This is a genomic window from Micromonospora sp. NPDC049049 (assembly GCF_040649115.1).
Classification (GTDB): domain Bacteria; phylum Actinomycetota; class Actinomycetes; order Mycobacteriales; family Micromonosporaceae; genus Micromonospora.
In genome coordinates, this window is the sequence record NZ_JBEZEX010000028.1 from 37,018 (window position 1) to 54,406 (window position 17,389).

The 17,389-nt window shown below is 71.5% G+C and carries 19 protein-coding genes; 8 read left to right on the forward strand and 11 right to left on the reverse strand.

Translation table 11 applies throughout. The features are described from left to right. Positions 1 to 36: 36 nt before the first annotated feature. A complete protein-coding gene (locus AB0B68_RS24970; protein ID WP_220090464.1) occupies positions 37 to 387 on the reverse strand; it encodes a S24/S26 family peptidase in 351 nt (116 codons plus the stop codon). A gap of 84 nt (positions 388 to 471) precedes the next feature. On the opposite strand from AB0B68_RS24970, the gene sodN reads away from it, so the two are divergent. Genes sodN through AB0B68_RS24985 form a run of 3 tightly spaced genes read left to right on the forward strand, consistent with a single transcriptional unit; the run spans position 472 to position 1,877 of the window. Further along, complete coding sequence (sodN, locus tag AB0B68_RS24975) at positions 472 to 876, forward strand: superoxide dismutase, Ni (protein WP_030490383.1); 405 nt, start codon at positions 472 to 474, stop codon at positions 874 to 876. Further along, positions 873 to 1,445, forward strand: coding sequence for a GNAT family N-acetyltransferase (locus AB0B68_RS24980; RefSeq protein WP_357263059.1), 573 nt, complete (start codon positions 873 to 875; stop codon positions 1,443 to 1,445). Before sodN ends, AB0B68_RS24980 begins: the two co-directional genes overlap by 4 nt. Before the next feature lie 24 nt (positions 1,446 to 1,469). Further along, entirely contained in the window at positions 1,470 to 1,877 is a 408-nt protein-coding gene (locus AB0B68_RS24985; protein WP_355008149.1) for an ATP-binding protein, read from the forward strand. Positions 1,878 to 1,899: 22 nt separating this feature from the next. On the opposite strand, the gene AB0B68_RS24990 is transcribed toward AB0B68_RS24985, so the two are convergent. After that, complete coding sequence (locus AB0B68_RS24990; RefSeq protein ID WP_355008150.1) at positions 1,900 to 2,289, reverse strand: hypothetical protein; 390 nt, start codon at positions 2,287 to 2,289, stop codon at positions 1,900 to 1,902. Between the two features lie 43 nt (positions 2,290 to 2,332). Here AB0B68_RS24990 and AB0B68_RS24995 point away from each other — a divergent pair, with 43 nt between their 5' ends. Together AB0B68_RS24995 and AB0B68_RS25000 are read left to right on the forward strand one after the other, a co-directional pair. After that, positions 2,333 to 3,283 carry a diacylglycerol kinase family protein gene (locus AB0B68_RS24995; protein WP_357202797.1) on the forward strand — a complete coding sequence of 317 codons (951 nt, stop codon included), beginning with the start codon at positions 2,333 to 2,335 and terminating at the stop codon, positions 3,281 to 3,283. A 449-nt stretch (positions 3,284 to 3,732) separates the two neighbouring features. Further along, on the forward strand, positions 3,733 to 3,990 hold the full coding sequence (locus AB0B68_RS25000) for a WhiB family transcriptional regulator (protein ID WP_088950012.1): 258 nt from the start codon (positions 3,733 to 3,735) through the stop codon (positions 3,988 to 3,990). 115 nt (positions 3,991 to 4,105) lie between these two features. Here the strand turns inward: AB0B68_RS25000 and AB0B68_RS25005 are convergent, their stop codons facing one another. Genes AB0B68_RS25005 through AB0B68_RS25020 form a run of 4 tightly spaced genes read right to left on the reverse strand, consistent with a single transcriptional unit; the run spans position 4,106 to position 7,519 of the window. Further along, positions 4,106 to 4,894 (reverse strand): CbiX/SirB N-terminal domain-containing protein, encoded by a 789-nt coding sequence (locus AB0B68_RS25005; RefSeq protein WP_357202827.1) that lies wholly within the window; start codon positions 4,892 to 4,894, stop codon positions 4,106 to 4,108. Further along, positions 4,891 to 5,652 carry a phosphoadenylyl-sulfate reductase gene (locus tag AB0B68_RS25010; protein WP_357202794.1) on the reverse strand — a complete coding sequence of 254 codons (762 nt, stop codon included), beginning with the start codon at positions 5,650 to 5,652 and terminating at the stop codon, positions 4,891 to 4,893. The genes AB0B68_RS25005 and AB0B68_RS25010 overlap by 4 nt, the downstream gene beginning before the upstream one ends. Continuing rightward, on the reverse strand, positions 5,649 to 5,810 hold the full coding sequence (locus tag AB0B68_RS25015) for a hypothetical protein (RefSeq protein ID WP_165435836.1): 162 nt from the start codon (positions 5,808 to 5,810) through the stop codon (positions 5,649 to 5,651). The genes AB0B68_RS25010 and AB0B68_RS25015 overlap by 4 nt, the downstream gene beginning before the upstream one ends. Continuing rightward, positions 5,807 to 7,519 (reverse strand): nitrite/sulfite reductase, encoded by a 1,713-nt coding sequence (locus tag AB0B68_RS25020; RefSeq protein WP_357202791.1) that lies wholly within the window; start codon positions 7,517 to 7,519, stop codon positions 5,807 to 5,809. Before AB0B68_RS25020 ends, AB0B68_RS25015 begins: the two co-directional genes overlap by 4 nt. Before the next feature lie 321 nt (positions 7,520 to 7,840). On the opposite strand from AB0B68_RS25020, the gene AB0B68_RS25025 reads away from it, so the two are divergent. Continuing rightward, positions 7,841 to 9,349 (forward strand): glycosyltransferase family 39 protein, encoded by a 1,509-nt coding sequence (locus AB0B68_RS25025; RefSeq protein ID WP_357263063.1) that lies wholly within the window; start codon positions 7,841 to 7,843, stop codon positions 9,347 to 9,349. Positions 9,350 to 9,499: 150 nt separating this feature from the next. Here AB0B68_RS25025 and AB0B68_RS25030 read toward each other — a convergent pair whose 3' ends face one another. Both AB0B68_RS25030 and AB0B68_RS25035 read right to left on the reverse strand, forming a co-directional pair. After that, on the reverse strand, positions 9,500 to 11,098 hold the full coding sequence (locus AB0B68_RS25030) for a histidine kinase N-terminal domain-containing protein (protein ID WP_357263066.1): 1,599 nt from the start codon (positions 11,096 to 11,098) through the stop codon (positions 9,500 to 9,502). A 25-nt stretch (positions 11,099 to 11,123) separates the two neighbouring features. Next, on the reverse strand, positions 11,124 to 12,155 hold the full coding sequence (locus AB0B68_RS25035) for an SIS domain-containing protein (protein WP_357202824.1): 1,032 nt from the start codon (positions 12,153 to 12,155) through the stop codon (positions 11,124 to 11,126). 188 nt (positions 12,156 to 12,343) lie between these two features. Here AB0B68_RS25035 and AB0B68_RS25040 point away from each other — a divergent pair, with 188 nt between their 5' ends. Continuing rightward, positions 12,344 to 14,170 (forward strand): tetratricopeptide repeat protein, encoded by a 1,827-nt coding sequence (locus AB0B68_RS25040; RefSeq protein WP_357263070.1) that lies wholly within the window; start codon positions 12,344 to 12,346, stop codon positions 14,168 to 14,170. Positions 14,171 to 14,267: 97 nt separating this feature from the next. On the opposite strand, the gene AB0B68_RS25045 is transcribed toward AB0B68_RS25040, so the two are convergent. Continuing rightward, complete coding sequence (locus AB0B68_RS25045) at positions 14,268 to 15,854, reverse strand: MDR family MFS transporter (protein ID WP_357263073.1); 1,587 nt, start codon at positions 15,852 to 15,854, stop codon at positions 14,268 to 14,270. Between the two features lie 111 nt (positions 15,855 to 15,965). Here AB0B68_RS25045 and AB0B68_RS25050 point away from each other — a divergent pair, with 111 nt between their 5' ends. Continuing rightward, on the forward strand, positions 15,966 to 16,544 hold the full coding sequence (locus AB0B68_RS25050; RefSeq protein WP_355008158.1) for a helix-turn-helix domain-containing protein: 579 nt from the start codon (positions 15,966 to 15,968) through the stop codon (positions 16,542 to 16,544). Between the two features lie 78 nt (positions 16,545 to 16,622). Here AB0B68_RS25050 and AB0B68_RS25055 read toward each other — a convergent pair whose 3' ends face one another. Together AB0B68_RS25055 and AB0B68_RS25060 are read right to left on the reverse strand one after the other, a co-directional pair. Then, positions 16,623 to 17,132: a GNAT family N-acetyltransferase gene (locus tag AB0B68_RS25055; protein WP_357263076.1), complete on the reverse strand. Its 510-nt coding sequence runs from the start codon at positions 17,130 to 17,132 to the stop codon at positions 16,623 to 16,625. Beyond that, entirely contained in the window at positions 17,129 to 17,350 is a 222-nt protein-coding gene (locus AB0B68_RS25060) for a biotin/lipoyl-binding carrier protein (protein ID WP_181518367.1), read from the reverse strand. Before AB0B68_RS25060 ends, AB0B68_RS25055 begins: the two co-directional genes overlap by 4 nt. Positions 17,351 to 17,389 lie beyond the last annotated feature (39 nt).

Below are 17,389 nucleotides of genomic sequence, written 5' to 3' on the forward strand. Positions count from 1 at the left end.
CATAGTGTCGGCACCACCCCCCGGATGTGAGCAGGGTCATAACTGACGACGAGGCACCCGTCCGGGGCGCGGCCAGTAGCGGGCCACCACCCGTCCACGTACGTCGGCCACCCCGTACGCCCGGGAGTCATCGGTGATCAGGTCGTTGTCGCCGCGTAGCCACCAGCCGCCGTCCTGTGGCCGGACCGCACGCTTCACCACCAGCAGATCGGGCCGGGTCCGGAAGACCGCGACCACCACGTCGCCGGCTCGGATCGGGCGGCCACCGGGACGAACCAGCACCGCGTCACCGTGGCGCAGGGTCGGGGCCATGGACGGGCCGGTCACCAGGACGGCGGTCAGCGGCCTCCGCAACCGGGGCACCTCAGCCGGGTGATCGGCGGCCACTGGTTTCACCTCCACCCGGTTCGGGGAGCATTCCCAGGAGTAATGTCGCCTTTGATCATCGCAAACTTCCCATGGAGGATCCTGATGCGACTTCCGCGCATCCTTGCGCCCCGCGTCACCGCGAGCGCTCACTGCGACCTGCCGTGCGGTGTCTACGACCCGGCACAGGCCCGGATCGAGGCCGAGTCGGTCAAAATGATCTGCGAGAAGTACCAGTCGAACACCGACCCGGAGTTCCGCACCCGCGCCGTCATCATCAAGGAGCAGCGCGCCGAGCTGGTCAAGCACCACCTCTGGGTGCTGTGGACCGACTACTTCAAGCCGCCGCACTTCGAGAAGTACCCGAACCTGCACAGCCTGTTCAACGAGGCCACCAAGCTCGCCGGCGCCGGCGGCGTCAAGGGCAGCCTCGACCCGGCCACCGCCGACAAGCTGCTCGCGAAGATCGACGAGATCTCGAAGATCTTCTGGGAGACCAAGAAGGCGTGACCTCCCCGGTCATTCCGACGATCCGGCCGGTACGTCCCGAGGACGTGCCGGCCGTCGTCGCCATGGTGCACGAGTTGGCCGAGTACGAGCGTGCCCCGGAGCAGTGCCACCTCACCAACGAGCAGCTGACCTCGGCGCTCTTCGCGGCTGCTCCAGGTAGCGGCACGCCGAGCGGCAGCGGTGGTACGACCGCTGCGGCGCTCTTCGGTCACGTCGCGGTCGACGAGCACGACGAGCCGGTCGGGTTCGCGCTGTGGTTCCTCAACTTCTCCACCTGGGCCGGCGTGCACGGCATCCACCTGGAGGACCTCTACGTCCGGCCGTCCGCCCGGGGCACCGGAGCGGGTCGACTGCTGCTCGCCGCGCTGGCCGACATCTGCGTACGGCGGGGCTACCAGCGGCTGGAGTGGCAGATGATCGACTGGAATCCGGCTGCCGGCTTCTACGCTTCGATCGGCGCCGAACAGATGAGCGAGTGGGTTGCCTACCGGCTCAGCGGCACCGCGCTCCGCGAGCTGGCCGAGCAAGCCACCACCGCCGGCACGCGTAATGGGCGACCGACCGGGTAGAGTCCCCGACCGGGGGGATGAGGCGTGACTCAACTGACTGGCCAGCCAGCGACCGACGACGACGTGGTGCACCTCACGGTGCCTGCCGACGGCGGTTACCTCGGCGTGCTCCGCACCGCCACCGCGGGTCTCGCGGCCCGGTTGCAGTTCGCGCTCGACGAGATCGAGGACCTGCGGATCGCTGTCGACGAGGCGTGCGCCATGCTGCTCGCCATCGCCACCCGCGACGCCGAGTTGGAGTGCCGCTTCGCGGTCACCGACGACGCGCTGACGGTCGAGGTGACGGTGCCGACGGTGCGCGGTGCCACCCTGCCCGCCGAGTCGTCCTTCGCCTGGAAGGTGCTCACCGCGCTGACCACCTCGGCGTCCGCCACCTCCGCCGGCGATCGGGCCACTATCGCGCTGCTCACCCGTCGCTCCGGCGGCTACTGACCGGTCCGACGCACCGGCGCGGTCACTCGAAGCCGAGGGCGCGGGTCGTCGGTGGGCAGATCAACAGCCAGGCCACGCCCAGGCCGAACACCATCAGCGGCACGCCCAGCCAGCCCAGGCCGGCCTGGATCATGAACCACCCGATCGGCAGCAGCATCAGCTGAAGCACGATCGCGGGGGCTCGTGCGCCCGCCTGACGCCGTAGCAGCGCCCGACCCAGGGCCCAGAGCGCGACGGCCGCCCCGACGGCGAACACGGTCACCAGCAGTGCCGCCAGCAGGTCGGTGCGGGTGGCGGTGAGGTCGGCCCAGACCAGCCAGACGGCGATCAGCCCGACGACGGCGGCCTCCGCCCACAGCAGCCGGACCGCCCAGCGGAGCGTGACGGGGATCGGGGCCGAGTCGATGGTCACGCGCGCCACGATACCCGGGCTGCCGGAAGGTACAGTGCCGCCCATGCGGGCCGTCCTGGTGGTCAATCCGAAGGCCACCACCACCAGCGAACGCAGCCGGGACGTGCTCGTCCGGGCGCTGCGCAGCGAAGTCGATCTCAGCGTGCGCTACACCCGTCGGCGTGGGCACGCCGTGGCGCTGGCCCGGGAGGCAGCCGCTGAGGGCGTCGACCTGGTCGTCACCCTGGGTGGCGACGGCACAGTGAACGAGGTGGTGAACGGCCTGATGACGGCCGAACCGCCGACTCGCGGCGACGACGCGCCGATGGCCGAGCGGCTGCCCGCGCTGGCGACCGTCCCCGGTGGCTCGACCAACGTGTTCGCCCGCGCGGTGGGTCTGCCCCGGGAGTGGCCGGAGGCGACCAGCATGATCCTGGAAGGGCTGCGGCTGGGCCGGAGCCGGACGGTGGGGCTGGGCCTCGCCGACGACCGCTACTTCACCTTCTGCGCCGGCTTCGGCCTGGACGCCGCGGTGATCCACCGGGTGGAGCAGGCCCGGCGGAAGGGTCGGGTCTCGACGCCGTCGCTCTATCTGCGTTCGATCATGAATCAGTACTTCTTCGCCTCGGACCGCCGGCACCCGGCGATCGTCCTGGAGCGTCCGGGCGAGCCGGCGGAGACCGAGCTGGCCACCGTCATCATCCAGAACACGGCGCCGTGGACGTACCTGGGCGACCGCGAGGTCAACCCGAACCCGGCGGCGTCGTTCGATCTCGGGCTCGATGTGCTGGCGCTGCGTCAGCTCCGGGTGGCTAGCACAACACGGACAGTGACGCAGTTCCTGTCCCGGCAACCGGATCCACGCGGTCGGCAGGTGTTACGACTCCATGACACGCCGGAGTTCACGCTGGTCTCAGGCCGTCCGCAGGCGTTCCAGCTGGACGGGGACTATCTCGGCGAGCGGGAGAAAGTCAGATTCACCTCCGTTCCCGCCGCACTGAGAGTAATCTGCTAGGTCTCGGGTACTGCCCTTGGTCGACACGGTGGCCACAACCGATCGACCTGGTCGCCGCCACACCGAGGAGCAGGTGCCGGAAATGTCAGCAATGTCACGCGGACTGTACTATATTGATCCTCGACTGTGGCACGGCGGGTAACCAGGAAAGCACTGGAACCCGGACAAATGGGTTGTGGGCTTGCTCACCGCCCGGAGTTTTTCCGAGCGTCACCCTTGACATCGCGACTGTTCGTGAAAGTATTCACAAGCGAACTTGAGTTACCGGGACATTGCCTGGATATGCTCGTCAGGTTGAGCTGTTCCAGCAGGTCCCCGGCGCTGAACGCCTGCTCACGCACTGCCGAATGGACAGACGCTAACTGTCACCATCGGCACTGCGGATGCATATAGGAAAAGCACGACAAGCAATTGTTCGCCACCCATCCAGAATGAGGAGTGTTGCCGCCATGGACTGGCGTCACCATAGTGTCTGCCGCGACGAGGACCCCGAGCTGTTCTTCCCGATCGGGACGTCCGGTCCGGCTCTCCTGCAGGTCGAGCAGGCCAAGGCCGTCTGCAGGCGCTGCTCCGTGACCGACCAGTGCCTTCAGTGGGCACTCGAGTCTGGTCAGGACGCCGGCGTCTGGGGCGGAATGAGCGAGGAAGAGCGGCGCGCCGTCAAGCGGCGCGGCGGTCTCCGGGTGCTGCGCGCTCACTCCGCCTGATCCCCAACGACACAGCTGCACGCCCCGGTGGGTTCGCCCGCCGGGGCGTTCTGCCGTCCGGCACCGGATCACACAGTGTAGGCACCGTGGATCCCACAGTGCCGGCCGGCATGGGTCAGCCCGTGGACGCCAGCGCGGGCCGGTCGTCGACCCGACGCAGCACCAACTCGACCAGCTCCGGCGCGTCGGTCAACGGCGCGGCGACCGCCACCGCACCCGCCGCCCCGGCCGCCTCGGTCACCGCGTCGTGGAACAGCCCCGGCGCCAGGAAGTACGCGGACACCGCGACGCGTCGCGCGCCGGACGCCCGCAAGCGGGACACCGCCACACCGGCAGCCGGTGGAGCCGCCGAGGCGTACGCCACCCGGCAGGGCACCCCGAACTCCACACCGAGCGCATCGGCGACCCGGCCCACCGACCGTCGCGCCCGCGCGTCCCGGGTGCCCGCCGCGGCCAGCACCAACGCGTCGAAGCGGCCCTCACGCGTCTCGCCCAGCCGTCGACACAGCCCGGCCAGCAGCCCAGGATCGGGCGTGTCGTCTGCCGGCCCGAGCACATCGGTGACCCGTACCGACAGCGGTGGCCCGGACCGCGCCGCCGCGGCGACCGCCGCCGGAATGTCCACCCGATGGTGGTACGCGGCAGTCAGCAGCAGCGGCACCAGCACCGCCCGGCGGTGACCGGCCACGGCCAGGTCGCGCAGCACCTCGGTCGGCCCCGGTTCGGTGTGGTCCAGCCAACTCGCCCACACCGGTGTGCCCGGCCGGGCCGCCGACACCGCCCGAGCCAGCGCCCGGGTGGCATCGGCCGCCCGTGGATCACGACTGCCGTGCGCGACCAACACCACCGGATCCGCCCCGCCGGCCGCACCGAGGCCGGTCGGGGTCGTCGCCGGGGAGGTCAGACGTGCAGCCCGCACTCGGTCTTCTCGAACATGGCCCACCGGCCGGCCCGCGCGTCCTCGCCGGCCTTCGTACGGCGGGTGCACGGCCAGCAGCCGATCGACCCGTAACCCTGCTTGAACAGCTCGTTGACCGGCACGTTGTAACGGGCGATGTAGGAGTCCACATCCTTCTGCGACCAGGCCGCGATCGGGTTGACCTTGACCTTGCCCCGACGCGCGTCGAAGGTCACCACCGGTGTGTTGGCCCGGCTCGGCGACTCGTCCCGGCGCAGCCCGGCAGCCCAGGCGTCGTACCCGGTCAGCGCCCGTTCCAGCGGCTCCACCTTGCGCAACTGGCAGCAGTCGTCCGGCGACTTGTTGAACAGTCGAGGGCCGTACTGGCCGTCCTGCTGGCCGACGGTGAGCCGGGGCCGGATCGACCGGACGTTCACCGGCAGCGTCCGGGCGACCTCGTCGCGTACCCGCAGCGTCTCGGGGAAGTGCAGGCCGGTGTCGAGGAAGACCACGTCCACCCCGGGGGCCACCCGGGAGACCAGGTGCGCCAGCACGGCGTCGGCCATCGAGCTGGTCACGCAGAACCGCTCACCGAAGGTCTGCGCCGCCCAGCGGGCGATCTCCAGCGCCGGGGCGCCCTCCAGGTCCCGAGCGGCCTGCTCGGCCAGGGCCCGCAGCTCGTCCGGGTCACGCCGGGCCGGGTCGACCGACGTCGAGCCGCCCGGGCCCACCAGGCGCAGGTTCGCGGCCGAGACGAGACTCATGAGGTCACCGCCCGACTCAGCAGCCCGGTGAACTTCACCGAGAAGACCCGGGTGCAGGCGTGGCACTCCCAGGCGCCGTGACCCGCCTCGTGCGGCCGCAGGTCCTCCTCGCCGCAGTACGGGCAGTACAGGGGTGCCGCTCGGTTCTCGCTGCTCACCGCAGTTCCTCCTCGTCGACTCTGATCACCCAGTTGGCGAACGTCTCGCCCTCGCTCCGACCGGCCAGGTAGCGAAGGGCCAGCCGTTCCACGTACTCCGGAAGTTCGTCGGCGGTGGTCTTCAGGCCGCGAAGCTTGCGGCCGAAACCGGCGGTCTGCCCCTGGGCCATGCCCAGCCCGCCGCCCAGGTGCACCTGGAAGCCCTCGACCTGTCGGCCGTCCGGGCCGACCACCAGTTGACCCTTGAGCCCGATGTCGGCCACCTGGGTACGTGCGCACGCGTTCGGGCAGCCGTTGATGTGGATCGAGATGTCCGCGTCGAAGTCGCGCAGCCGCTGCTCGAGCCGGGCCACCAGTTCCTCGCCGCGGGCCTTCGTCTCGACGATGGCGAGCTTGCAGTACTCGATGCCGGTGCACGCCATCGTGCCGCGCCGCCAGGCCGACGGCCGGGCCTCCAGACCGATCGCACGCAGCCCGTCGATCAGCGACTCCGTCCGTTCCGACGGCACGTCGAGCACCAGCAGTTTCTGGTACGGGGTGAGCCGCACCCGGTCGCTGCCGTGTGCCTCGACCACGTCGGCCAGCTGGCTGAGCTGCGCGCCGGAGACCCGCCCGACCACCGGAGCGGCGCCCACGTAGTGCCGCCCGTCGGCCTGCTCGTGCACGCCCACGTGGTCGACCGGCTTCGATGGCAGGACCGGTGCCGGGCCGTCGAGCAGCGTACGACCGAGGTAGTCCTTCTCCAGGACCTCACGGAAGCGCTCCACGCCCCAGTCGGCCACCAGGAACTTCAACCGGGCCCGGTTGCGCAGCCGGCGGTAGCCGTAGTCGCGGAAGATCCCGACCACCCCGGCCCACACGTCCGGTACCTCGGCCAGCGGCACCCAGACGCCGAGGCGCTTGGCGAGCATCGGGTTGGTGGAGAGGCCCCCGCCGACCCAGACGTCGAAACCGGGCCCGTGCTCCGGGTGGTCGACGCCGAGGAAGGCGATGTCGTTCGACTCGTACGGGGTGTCCACCAGCCAGGAGATCGACGTCTTGAACTTGCGGGGCAGGTTGGAGAACTGCTTGTCGCCGACGTACCGGGAGACGATCTCGTCGATCGCGGGGGTCGGGTCGAGCAGCTCGTCGCGGGCCACCCCGGCGACCGGGCTGCCCAGCACGATGCGCGGGCAGTCGCCGCACGCCTCGGTGGTCTGCAGACCGACCGACTCCAGCCGACGCCAGATCTCCGGCATGTCCTCGACCCGGATCCAGTGGTACTGGATGTTCTGCCGGTCGGTGATGTCGGCGGTGTCCCGCGCGAACTCCCGGGAGATGTCCGCGATCACCCGCAGCTGGGCGAGGCTGAGCTGCCCGCCGTCGATGCGGACCCGGAGCATGAAGAACTCGTCCTCCAGCTCGTGCGGCTCCAGCACTGCGGTACGCCCGCCGTCGATGCCCGCCTTGCGCTGGGTGTAGAGGCCCCACCAGCGGAACCGGCCCCGCAGGTCCTGTGGGTCGATCGAGGCGAAGCCCCGGTGCGCGTAGATGGTCTCGATGCGGGCCCGGACATTGAGCGGGTCGTCGTCCTTCTTGATCCGCTCGTTGGGGTTGAGCGGCTCGCGGTGGCCGAGCGCCCACTGACCCTCACCCCGTGGCCGGCGCGGCGCTCGGGTCGGACGAGCCGTCGGGTCCTCGGAACGGGCCGGGATGCTGCTGACCGCCATCGCGGCGTCCTCCGTTGTCTGCTGTGCCTCGGGATACGCGGGGCGCGGCGGCCGGCCCGGCGAAGCGGGCGGGACAACGGTGTCTTCAGACAGCCGGCGCGGAGCGCGCCCGAGACGGATTGGTCGGGCGTCGTCAGTAGGCCGGACAGATCGCGCTGCGCACGCGGCCGTAATCGACGTGGCGACGTGCCACGAAGCGGCGGACGACTGCGGCGGTCATGGGCCCCATGCTGCCACACCCCATGGGGGCCGGCCAATGTCCGCGTGCTGGATCCCACATCACGGGCCGAGTTCTCCGGCCGGCCGTGGCAGGCTCGAACCGTGGGGCAATTGTCCGAGAGGTCGGCCGGGGCGGCGTGGGAGCACCTGCGCCGCCTGCCGGTCTGGCTCCCCCCGGCGCTGGTGACAGTGGCGGTGACGGTGACCGGGCTGGGCTCCGCCCAGCTCTGGCGCGACGAGTTGGCGACGTGGAGCGCGGCCACCCGGTCGCCCGGCGACCTGGCCCGACTGGCCGGCACCATCGACGCCGCCACCGGGCCGTACTACCTGCTGATGCACCTCTGGACGGGGGTCTTCGGCGACTCCACCATCGCCCTGCGCGTACCGGCGGTGTTGGCGATGACGGTGGCCGCCGGGCTGCTCGCCGTGCTCGGCGCGCGGCTCGTCGACCGGCGCGGCGGCCTCTTCGCCGGGCTGCTGTTCGCGGTGCTCCCCGGCACCTCCCGCTACGGCCAGGAGGCTCGCCCGTACGCGCTGGCCACCATGCTCGCCGTGCTCGCCACACTGCTGCTGGTGAGCGCGCTGCGCCGACCGAGCTGGGCCCGTTGGGCCGGTTACGCGGCCGCCGTCGCCGCTCTCGGGCTCATCCACCTGATCGCGCTCACACTGCTGGCCGCCCATGCGCTGGTCGTCCTCGTCGCCTGGTGGCGCGGCCCGACCCCGGCCGGCATCGCCACCCCGGCCCAGCCCGACGCCACGCGGGACCGGCGGGTGTGGCGGTGGCTGGTCGCCGTGCTGCCGGTCGCGCTGCTGGCCGGCCCGCTGCTGGTGAAGGCGCGGACCCAGCAGTCCCGGCAGTTGAACTGGGTCCACCTGGCCCGGCTGGACGACCTGACCGCGCTGCCCGGCGGCGTGGCACAGAGCAGCGTGGTGGGTGGCCTGCTGCTCGGGGTCGCCGCGCTGGGCGCGGCCCGGCTCGGGCGGCGCGCCCTGCTGCCGGTCAGCGCGGTGCTGCTGCCCGTACTGCTGCTCTTCGCCGCCGGCGCTGTCGTACCGCTGTGGGTGCCTCGGTATCTGGTCTTCGTGGTGCCCTTCGCGTGCCTGCTGGCGGGCGCGGCGCTGGCCGCCGTGGCCGCTCCGGCGGCGCTCGTCGTGGTGGTGCTGGCCGGGCTGCTCGGCCTGCCCGATCAGGCCGCGCTGCGACGGACCCACGAGTGGCCGCGCAGCGCGCCGGTGGACTACGCGGGGGCGGCCCGGGTGATCGCCGACGGTCAACGTCCCGGTGACGCGGTGGTCTACTCACCCCGGCACAGCTGGCTCTTCCTCGATCTCGGCATCGAGTACCACCTCAGCGGTCCACCACGCGACGTGCTGGTCACCGAGGACGAGGTCCGCCGCGGCGATCTGTGGGCCGCCGAGTGCCCCCAGCCGGCACCGTGCCTGGCCGGTACGACACGGGTGTGGCTCGTCGTCTCGGGCCGGCACGCCGAGCCGCTGGCCGCCGTGCCCGACGCCAAGGGCGACGCGCTCCGCAGGGACTTCACCGTCGCCCAGGTCTGGCAGCGCCCCGGCCTGACCGTCGCCCTGCTGACCAGCCGCCCCGACCGCTGACCCGACCCCCAGGTGCCGGCGGGGGTCTGCGGCGGGAGCGGACATCAGGATGGGCGTGATGCCTCTCAGTCATCACGATGACTCACCGTCACCAGGCGCATCGAGGTGGGCGGGCCCGGTCGCCCGCCCCACCGGAGGCGGCAGAGCGGGTCAGGTCTGCGAGCGGCCGTCGTGGGTGGTGGTGCGGGCCAGCGGGATTACCAGCATGGCCTCGGTGCCACCGTTGGCGCCGGCGCGCAGTTCGATGGTGCCGCGCAGCTCCCCGGTGATCAGGGCTCGGACGATCTGGAGGCCGAGCCGGCTCCCGCGTTCGGCGTCGAAGTCCGGGGGTAGGCCGCGCCCGTTGTCGGTCACCGAGACGTGCAACATCTTGCGGAACCGGTGCGCGGAGACCACGACCTCGGGCCGCAGCGACGGGTCCACCTCGGGAGCGGCGACCGGCACCATGCCGGAGGCGGAGGCCACCGGGGCCTCCTCCTCCGCCTCGTCGGCCGGCGGGAAGCCGTGCTCGACGGCGTTGAGCAGCAACTCGTTGAGGACCATCACCAGCGAGGTGGCGATCTCCGCCGGCAGCACCCCGAAGCTGCCCCGCCGACGCATGCCGACGCTCACCTCGGTCGCCGCGACCTCGGTCGCCGCGCTGGCCACCCGGTCGACGATGCCGTCGAACTCCACCGCCTCGTCGCTGGACATGGAGAGCGTCTCGTGCACCAGGGCGATCGACGCGACCCGGCGTACCGACTCCTCCAGCGCGACCCGCGCCTCCGGCATGGCCACCCGGCGGGCCTGCAACCGCAGCAGCGCGGCCACGGTCTGGAGGTTGTTCTTCACCCGGTGGTGGATCTCCCGGATGGTGGCGTCCTTGGTGATCAGTGCCCGGTCCCGGCGGCGGACCTCGGTGATGTCCCGGACCAGCACCAACGCTCCGATCGGCACCCCGGCCGGCATCAGCGGCAGCGCCCGGGTGAGCATCGTGGCACCTCGTGCGTCGATCTCCCGGCGGGGTGGCGCCTCACCACGCAGCGCGGCCAGGATGCCGTTCGAGGCCTCGGTGCCGTCCAGCGGGTCACCGGCCAACCGGCGGTGCAGCGCGGCCAGGTCCTCCCCCACCAGGTGCGAGGCGTAGCCCAGTCGGCGGTACGCGGACTGGGCGTTGGGGCTGGCGTAGGTGACCTTGCCGCCGGCGTCGAGCCGGACCAGTCCGTCGCCGACCCGGGGCGCCGAGGTGGTCTCGCCCGGATGCCGCGGCGGCGGGAAGGTGCCGTCCGCGATCATCTGCGCCAGGTCGTCGGCGGTGGTGAGGTAGTTGAGCTCCAGCTGGCTGGGCGTACGCGCGGTGGAAAGGTTGGTGTCCCGCCCCACCACGGCGATCACCTCGCCGGCCTCCCCCTCGGCGGTACGCAGCCGGACCGGGATCGCCTCGTGCCGGGCCGGCACGTCGCCGTACCAGACCGGGTCGCCCTCACGCCAGATCCGAGCCTGGGAGTACGCCACCCCCAGGTGGGCCACCTCCGGCCCGCCGACGATCCGACCCACCTGGTCGTCCTGGTAGGCGGTAGGTGCGGTGGTCGGGCGCACCTGGGCGACGCAGAGGAACGTGCCCTCGGCGTCGACCGGCACCCAGAGCAGCAGGTCAGCGAAGGACAGATCGGAGAGCAGTTGCCAGTCGCCCGCGATCCGGTGCAGGTGGTCGATGTCGGCCGGACGGAGATGGGTGTGCTCCTCGGCGAGGTCGCGCAGCGTGGACACGGTGACCAGGGTGCCACGCCACGCCTCACATCGTCGCGGTGACCTTCTTCAACCCGCGCGGCGCGTCCGGGTCCTCGCCCCGGGTGAGCGCCAGGGCCAGCGCCAAGCGCTGCATCGGCAGGATGTCCAGCAGCGGGGCGTACCGCTCGTCGACCTCGGGGACGGCCAGCCGGGTGGCGCCCGGAACGTCGGCGGAGCCGACCACCACGACGTCGGCGCGGCGTTCGCCGAGGCGGGGCAGCACCTCACCCATCGACCGGCCGCCGGGGCCGGATCCGACCACGGCGAGCACCGGGACCTCCGGGTCGGTCATGGCGAGCGGGCCGTGCAGCAGGTCGGCGCCGGAGAAGGCGAGCGCCGGCAGGTACGAGGTCTCCATCAGCTTCAGCGCAGCCTCCCGGGCGGTGGGGTAGGCGTACCCCCGGCCGGTGGTGACCAGCTGACGGGCGAACCGGTAGCGCGGGGCGAGCTGGGCCGGGGTGCCGTCGGCAAGGGTGCGGGCGGCCAGCTCGGGCAGTGCGTCGAGCGCCTCCCGTTCGGCGTTCGGAAGCACGCCGTCGCCGGCCCGGATCCCCTCCACCAGCATCAGCAGGGCGAGCAGCTCCGCGGTGTACGTCTTGGTGGCGGCGACCGCCCGCTCGTGCCCGGCGGCGATGTCGACGCTCAGCTCGGCCACGTCGACCAGCGGCGAGTCGGGGGCGTTCGTCACCGCGAGGGTCAGCGCACCGGAGGCCCTGGCGGCGCGCAGCACCTCGGCCAGGTCGGGCGAACCGCCGCTCTGGCTGACCCCGACGACCAGCGCGTCGGAGAGGTCGGGGCGGGCCCCGAAGAGGGTGACGACGCTGGGCGAGGCCAGCCCGGCGGGCAGGCCGAGCCGGATCTCGGTCAGGTAGGCCCCGTAGAGCGCCGCGTGGTCGGAGGTGCCCCGCGCGGTGAAGACCACGTGCCGTGGCCGACGTTCGGCGATGACCGCCGCCACCCGGGCGATCTCGGCGGCGTTGGCGGCGGAGAGCAGGCGCGCGTAGCCAGCCGGCTGCTCGTCGATGTCGGCGGCCATTCCAGCCCCTGCACGTGTCACGGAAACCCCTCCCCTGCGCGGTTGCCGCGCGATTCCTGCTCAGTCTTGCACTTTTAAGCGTATCTCAGCAATCGAACGAGCAGGACTGCGCAGCTGATCACCAGTTGATCTCAATATCAACTACGCTTTACCCGTTGCACCCGGTCTAACTGCCACGAGAGGACGACGTGCCCGAGGGAACGGACGATCCCGCGCTCTCCGCGACGGAGGAGCTGGCGCTGGCCCGGCTGGCACTCGACGAGGGCGACCTGCACCACGCCGCCGGCCACCTCGCCGGCGCGTTGGCACGGGCCCCCACCCTGCCGGAGGTGCACGAGACCCTCGCCCGGCTCGCCGTGTCGAGCGGCGGCGGCCTCGACCTCTTCCCAATCAATCACCACACCTTCGTCGGTGCGGTGGTCGCCCGCGCCCACCTCCTCGCCACCGCCGGGCGTCCCGCCGAAGGGCTGGAACTGCTGGCCGCGGCGACGTCGTACGCGCCCGGCACCGAGTGGGCCGGCGTGCCCTGGGTCACCGCGCCCGAGCTGGTCGAACGACTGGAACCGGAGCACATCGCCCGCGTCCTCATGCAGGTCTGCGCCGCACTGCCCGACCCGGTGCCACGGATCGGCCGGGCTCCGCTGACCCCGTACCTCACGCTCGCCCGCAACGCGGCGACGGTGCACCCCGAACACGGCCTGCTGCTGGGCGCGGCGTCCGCGCTGGCCCGGCGCCTCGGCGAGGTCGAGCTGGCGGTCCGCTGGGCCACCCGCGGAGTACGCGCACAGCCCTCGAAGATGGGCGAGGTGTGGCTCGGGTACGCGTACCGCAGCTCGGGCCGGACCCGCGACGGCCTCGCGGCCCTCGGTCGGGCCGTCGAGCTGGACCCCGACGACCTGGCGATCTACGCGGACATCGCCGGCACCCTGGCCGAGATCGGCCGGCTGGACGAGGCGTTGGAGTGGACCGAGCGGGCGCTGGCGCGCGATCCGTCGTTCGACTGCGCGGTGCACACCGCTCACCGCCTGCGGCACCTGCGCGACGGCGACCTCGCCCACCTGGTCGCGCTCGCCGACTTCGTACGGGACCACCCGGACGACAGCCACGAGCACGGCGACCTGGCCCAGTGCTGCCGGGGTCGGCCCTGGCTCGGCCAACTCACGCCGGCCGGCGGGCCCCTGGTCGACGCGATGCGCCAGGCGGTGGCCGATGACGACAACGGTCTCGGCGGTGCCGTACGCCTCTCCGCCGCCGCCCCGCCGAGCGCGGTCGGGACGGCGATCTCCACAGCCCCCGGGCTGCGGATCGAGGTCGTCGGCGCGCCCGAGCCCGACCCGCGCGAGCCCCGGCGGGAGTCCGCTCAGCGGTTGTGGCACTACGCGGACACGGTGCCCACACCCGCGCTGGCGGCGCCCTCGGCGACGGCTGTCGAACGGATCGGGCAGATCGCCCATCCGGCGTGGGCACACCCGCCGGCGGCGTACGACGCGGCAGTGGGTCTGGCCGGCCTCGACGTGGACGACCTGCTCGGTCTGTTGGTGCACCCGCCGGCGGCACCGGCGAACGCGGTGGGTCGGCTGCTGGCGGCCCACGACCCGTCGGTCTGGGTGCGTGGAGTCCAGGTGTGGGCCTGTCTGGGGCTGCTGCACCACCGCACCGACGAGCCGTGGGAGGGCTCGACCCGACGCCGGGTGCTGCTCGATCTGATCTGGGGCGTCGAGGACTGGGTCACCGAGGCGGCCCTGTTCGCCCTGGTCACCGCCGCCTGGGTGGACCCTTCGGTGCGGCCGGACGTGGCCCGGGTGGTGGCGGAGCGGCTGGCCGACGCGGCTGACGTGGCGCGGAGCCGACCGGTCCCGATCGCCGCCTCGCTGGCTCACCTGGCACTCGCCGCCCCGCAGTTGGATCCGGCGACGGCGGCACTGGCCACCGAGCTGCTGAGAGCCAACTCCCCCCGGCTTCCCCGCCCCCGCAACCCCCTGCGCCGCCTCTGGCAACGCCTGCTCCGCCGCTGATTCCCCGCAACCCCGCGATCTTGCACTTACTGTCGCCGTCTTGTCGGAAACAGTGCTTGTGCACGCGCACAAACTGCAAGATCGCGGGGTTTGGGGGTTACGCGACCGGGGCCTTGCCGAGGGCGACCTCGGCGTCCTCCTCCGGGGTGGCCTGCGGCGGCGCCTCGTTCGCGGTGCGCAGCGGGATCTCCTTGATGAACCAGGCGAGCACCGGGATCACGATGGTGAACAGCACCGCCCAGAGGAAGACGTGCGAGATGGCGTCGGAGAGACCACCGAGCACCGCTTCGCGCGCCTGGGCGGGCAGTTCCTTGAGCTTCTCCAGGTCCATCCCCGCGCCGCCGGACTCGCCGCCGAAGGCCCGACCGCCCTCGGAGCTGGCCAGCCGGTTGGCGAAGATCGCGCCGAACAGCGAGATGCCGAACGAACCGCCGATCGACCGGAAGAAGGTGGCAGCGCCGCTGGCCGCGCCGAGGTCCTTCTGCTCCACGCTGTTCTGCGCGATCAGCATCGACGTCTGCATGAGGAAGCCCATGCCGACGCCGAGCACGATCATGTACAGCGAGGACATCAGCTTGCTGGTGTCGGTGTCGAGCATGGACAGCAGCGCCATGCCCGCGGTCATCACCACGCCACCGATGATCGGGTACGCCCGGTACTTGCCGTTGCGGGTGATCGCCCGGCCGATGACCAGCGAGACGACCAGCATGCCGAACATCAGGGGCAGCAGCAGCAGACCACTGTTGGTGGCCGAGGCACCCTGCACGGTCTGCTGGTAGAGCGGCAGGAAGTTCATCGCGCCGAACATCGCGAAACCGAGCAGGAAGCCGATCACCGAGATCAGCGCGAAGTTGCGGTTGGCGAAGAGCGCCAGCGGCAGGATCGGCTCCTGGACCCGGCGTTCCACCACTGCGAACGCCGCCAACGCGAGGACGGCCAGCAGGGCCAGGCCGAGGATCGGCAGTGACACCCAGTCGTACTCGTTGCCACCCCAGGTGGTGATGAGCACGATCGCGGTGATGCCGACCGAGAGCAGCCCGGCGCCGAGCCAGTCGATCCGGTGCTCGGTGCGGTACTTCGGCAGGTGCATGGTGCTGATCAGCACGAGCAGCGCGATACCACCCAGCGGCAGGTTCACGTAGAACGCCCAGCGCCAGGAGAGGTGGTCGGTGATGAATCCGCCGGCCAGCGGGCCGGCGACCATGGCGATGGCCATGATGCCGGCGATCATGCCCTGGTAGCGCCCGCGCTCGCGGGGCGGGACCAGGTCACCGATGATCGCCATCACGCCGACCATGAGGCCGCCGGCGCCGAGGCCCTGCACGGCCCGGAAGGCGATGAGCTGGACCATGCCGTCCTCTGGACCGCCGAACATCCCGGAGCCGGCCATGCCACAGAGGGCGGAGCCAACCAGGAAGACGACGACCGAGGTCAGGAAGACCGACTTGCGGCCGTAGAGGTCACCGAGCTTGCCCCAGATCGGGGTGGAGACGGTGGTGCCCAGGACGTACGCGGTAACCACCCAGGTGAAGTGGTTGAGCCCGCCGAACTCGCCGACGATCCGCGGTAACGCGGTGCTGACGATCATGTTGTCGAGCATCGCGAGCATCATCGCGATCATCAGCCCGAACAGCACGACCCTGATGTTGTTGGGTCGCGTGCCGGCCTGGGTTGCCTGAGTCATAGGTAAGCTCCCCCCGAGGATTGCCGTACTTACTTGCCGCCCGGCTAGTCACCTTACTAGCCGCACGGTAAGTTGGGTACGAGGAGCGGTCAAGCCATTTGGGGGGCGTGGGTGAGCGAGAGCACAGGCGGCGGAACGCGGGAACGGATCAAGGCCGTCGCGCTTGAACTCTTCACCGAGCAGGGGTACGAGAAGACCTCGCTTCGGGAGATCGCCGAGCGTCTCAACGTCACCAAGGCCGCGCTCTACTACCACTTCAAGAGCAAGGACGACATCGTCGCCAGCTTCGTCGAGGACCGGCTGGAGCGGATGGACGCGCTGACCGCCTGGGCCGCCACCCAGCCCGCGACCCTGGCCACCCGGCGCGAACTGATCTCCCGCTACGCCGACACGATGTTCGACGGCACTCAGCCGTCGGTGATGCGCTTCTTCGAGCAGAACCAGACCGCGCTCAAGAGCCTCTCCTCCGGCCAGAAGATGCGCGGCCGGATGATGGAGCTGGCCGAAGCGCTCTGCCGGGGCGACGACTCCCCCGCCGCCCAGCTACGCGCCGCGCTGTCCCTGTTCGCGGTGCACACCAGCTGGTTCGCGGTCCGCGCGCCGCACATCAGCGACGACGAACGCCGCAAGCTCGCCCTGGAGGTGGCCGACGAACTGCTGGCCGCCATCGGCACGCAGCCTGACGCCTGACCATCTCGTGATCGATGTGGCCGGTCCGGCCCGTCAGTGGTCCGCCGGCCGGCCGACCTGAGCCCGCCGGTCGCCGGCTCAGCCGCGCGTCAGCTCCAGCCGGAGGCCGAGCAGGTCCACACCCGGCAAAGGTGACCAGTCCTTGTCCGGCGAACGGACGAAACCGCGCCGCGAGTAGAGCCGGTGCGCCGAATCGGCCATCCCCGCCCGGACGCAGATCGCCACCGCCGTGCAACCCAACTCGGTCGCCCGGTCGACACACGCCTCGACCAGTGCGGCACCCACACCCCGCCCCTGAGCGCCCGGGTCGACAGCGAGCATCCGGAACTCGGCCTCGCCCGGCCCGGCCAGCTCGGCGAACGGGCTGCCCGGCAGCACGAACGTGACCGAGCCGAGCACCGCCCCGGTCACCTCGTCGACAGCGACCAGCACCTCGCCGCTGGCCGCCCGGGTCGACACGTCGGCCAGCACCTCGCCGTACCCGTGTTCGCCCTTGAGCTGGCCGTCCGCCTCGTACGCGGCAACTGTCAGCCGGGCCACCGCGGGGAAGTCGACCGACTCGGCCGAACGGACGCGCAGCCCGGTCAAGCGATCACGGCGATCAGGTCACCGTCCTGCACGACGTCGCCCTCGTTGACGACGAGCTGCTGGAGCACACCATCGGACTCGGCGACGACCGGGATCTCCATCTTCATCGACTCGAGGATCACCAGGGTGTCGCCCTCGGTCACCGTGTCGCCCGCCGTGGCGACGACCTTCCAGACGTTGGCCACCATCTCGGCGCGGATCTCCTCGGCCATGTCCAGGCCCTCCCTCTTCGCGACGTGCCTGCCGATGTATCCAAT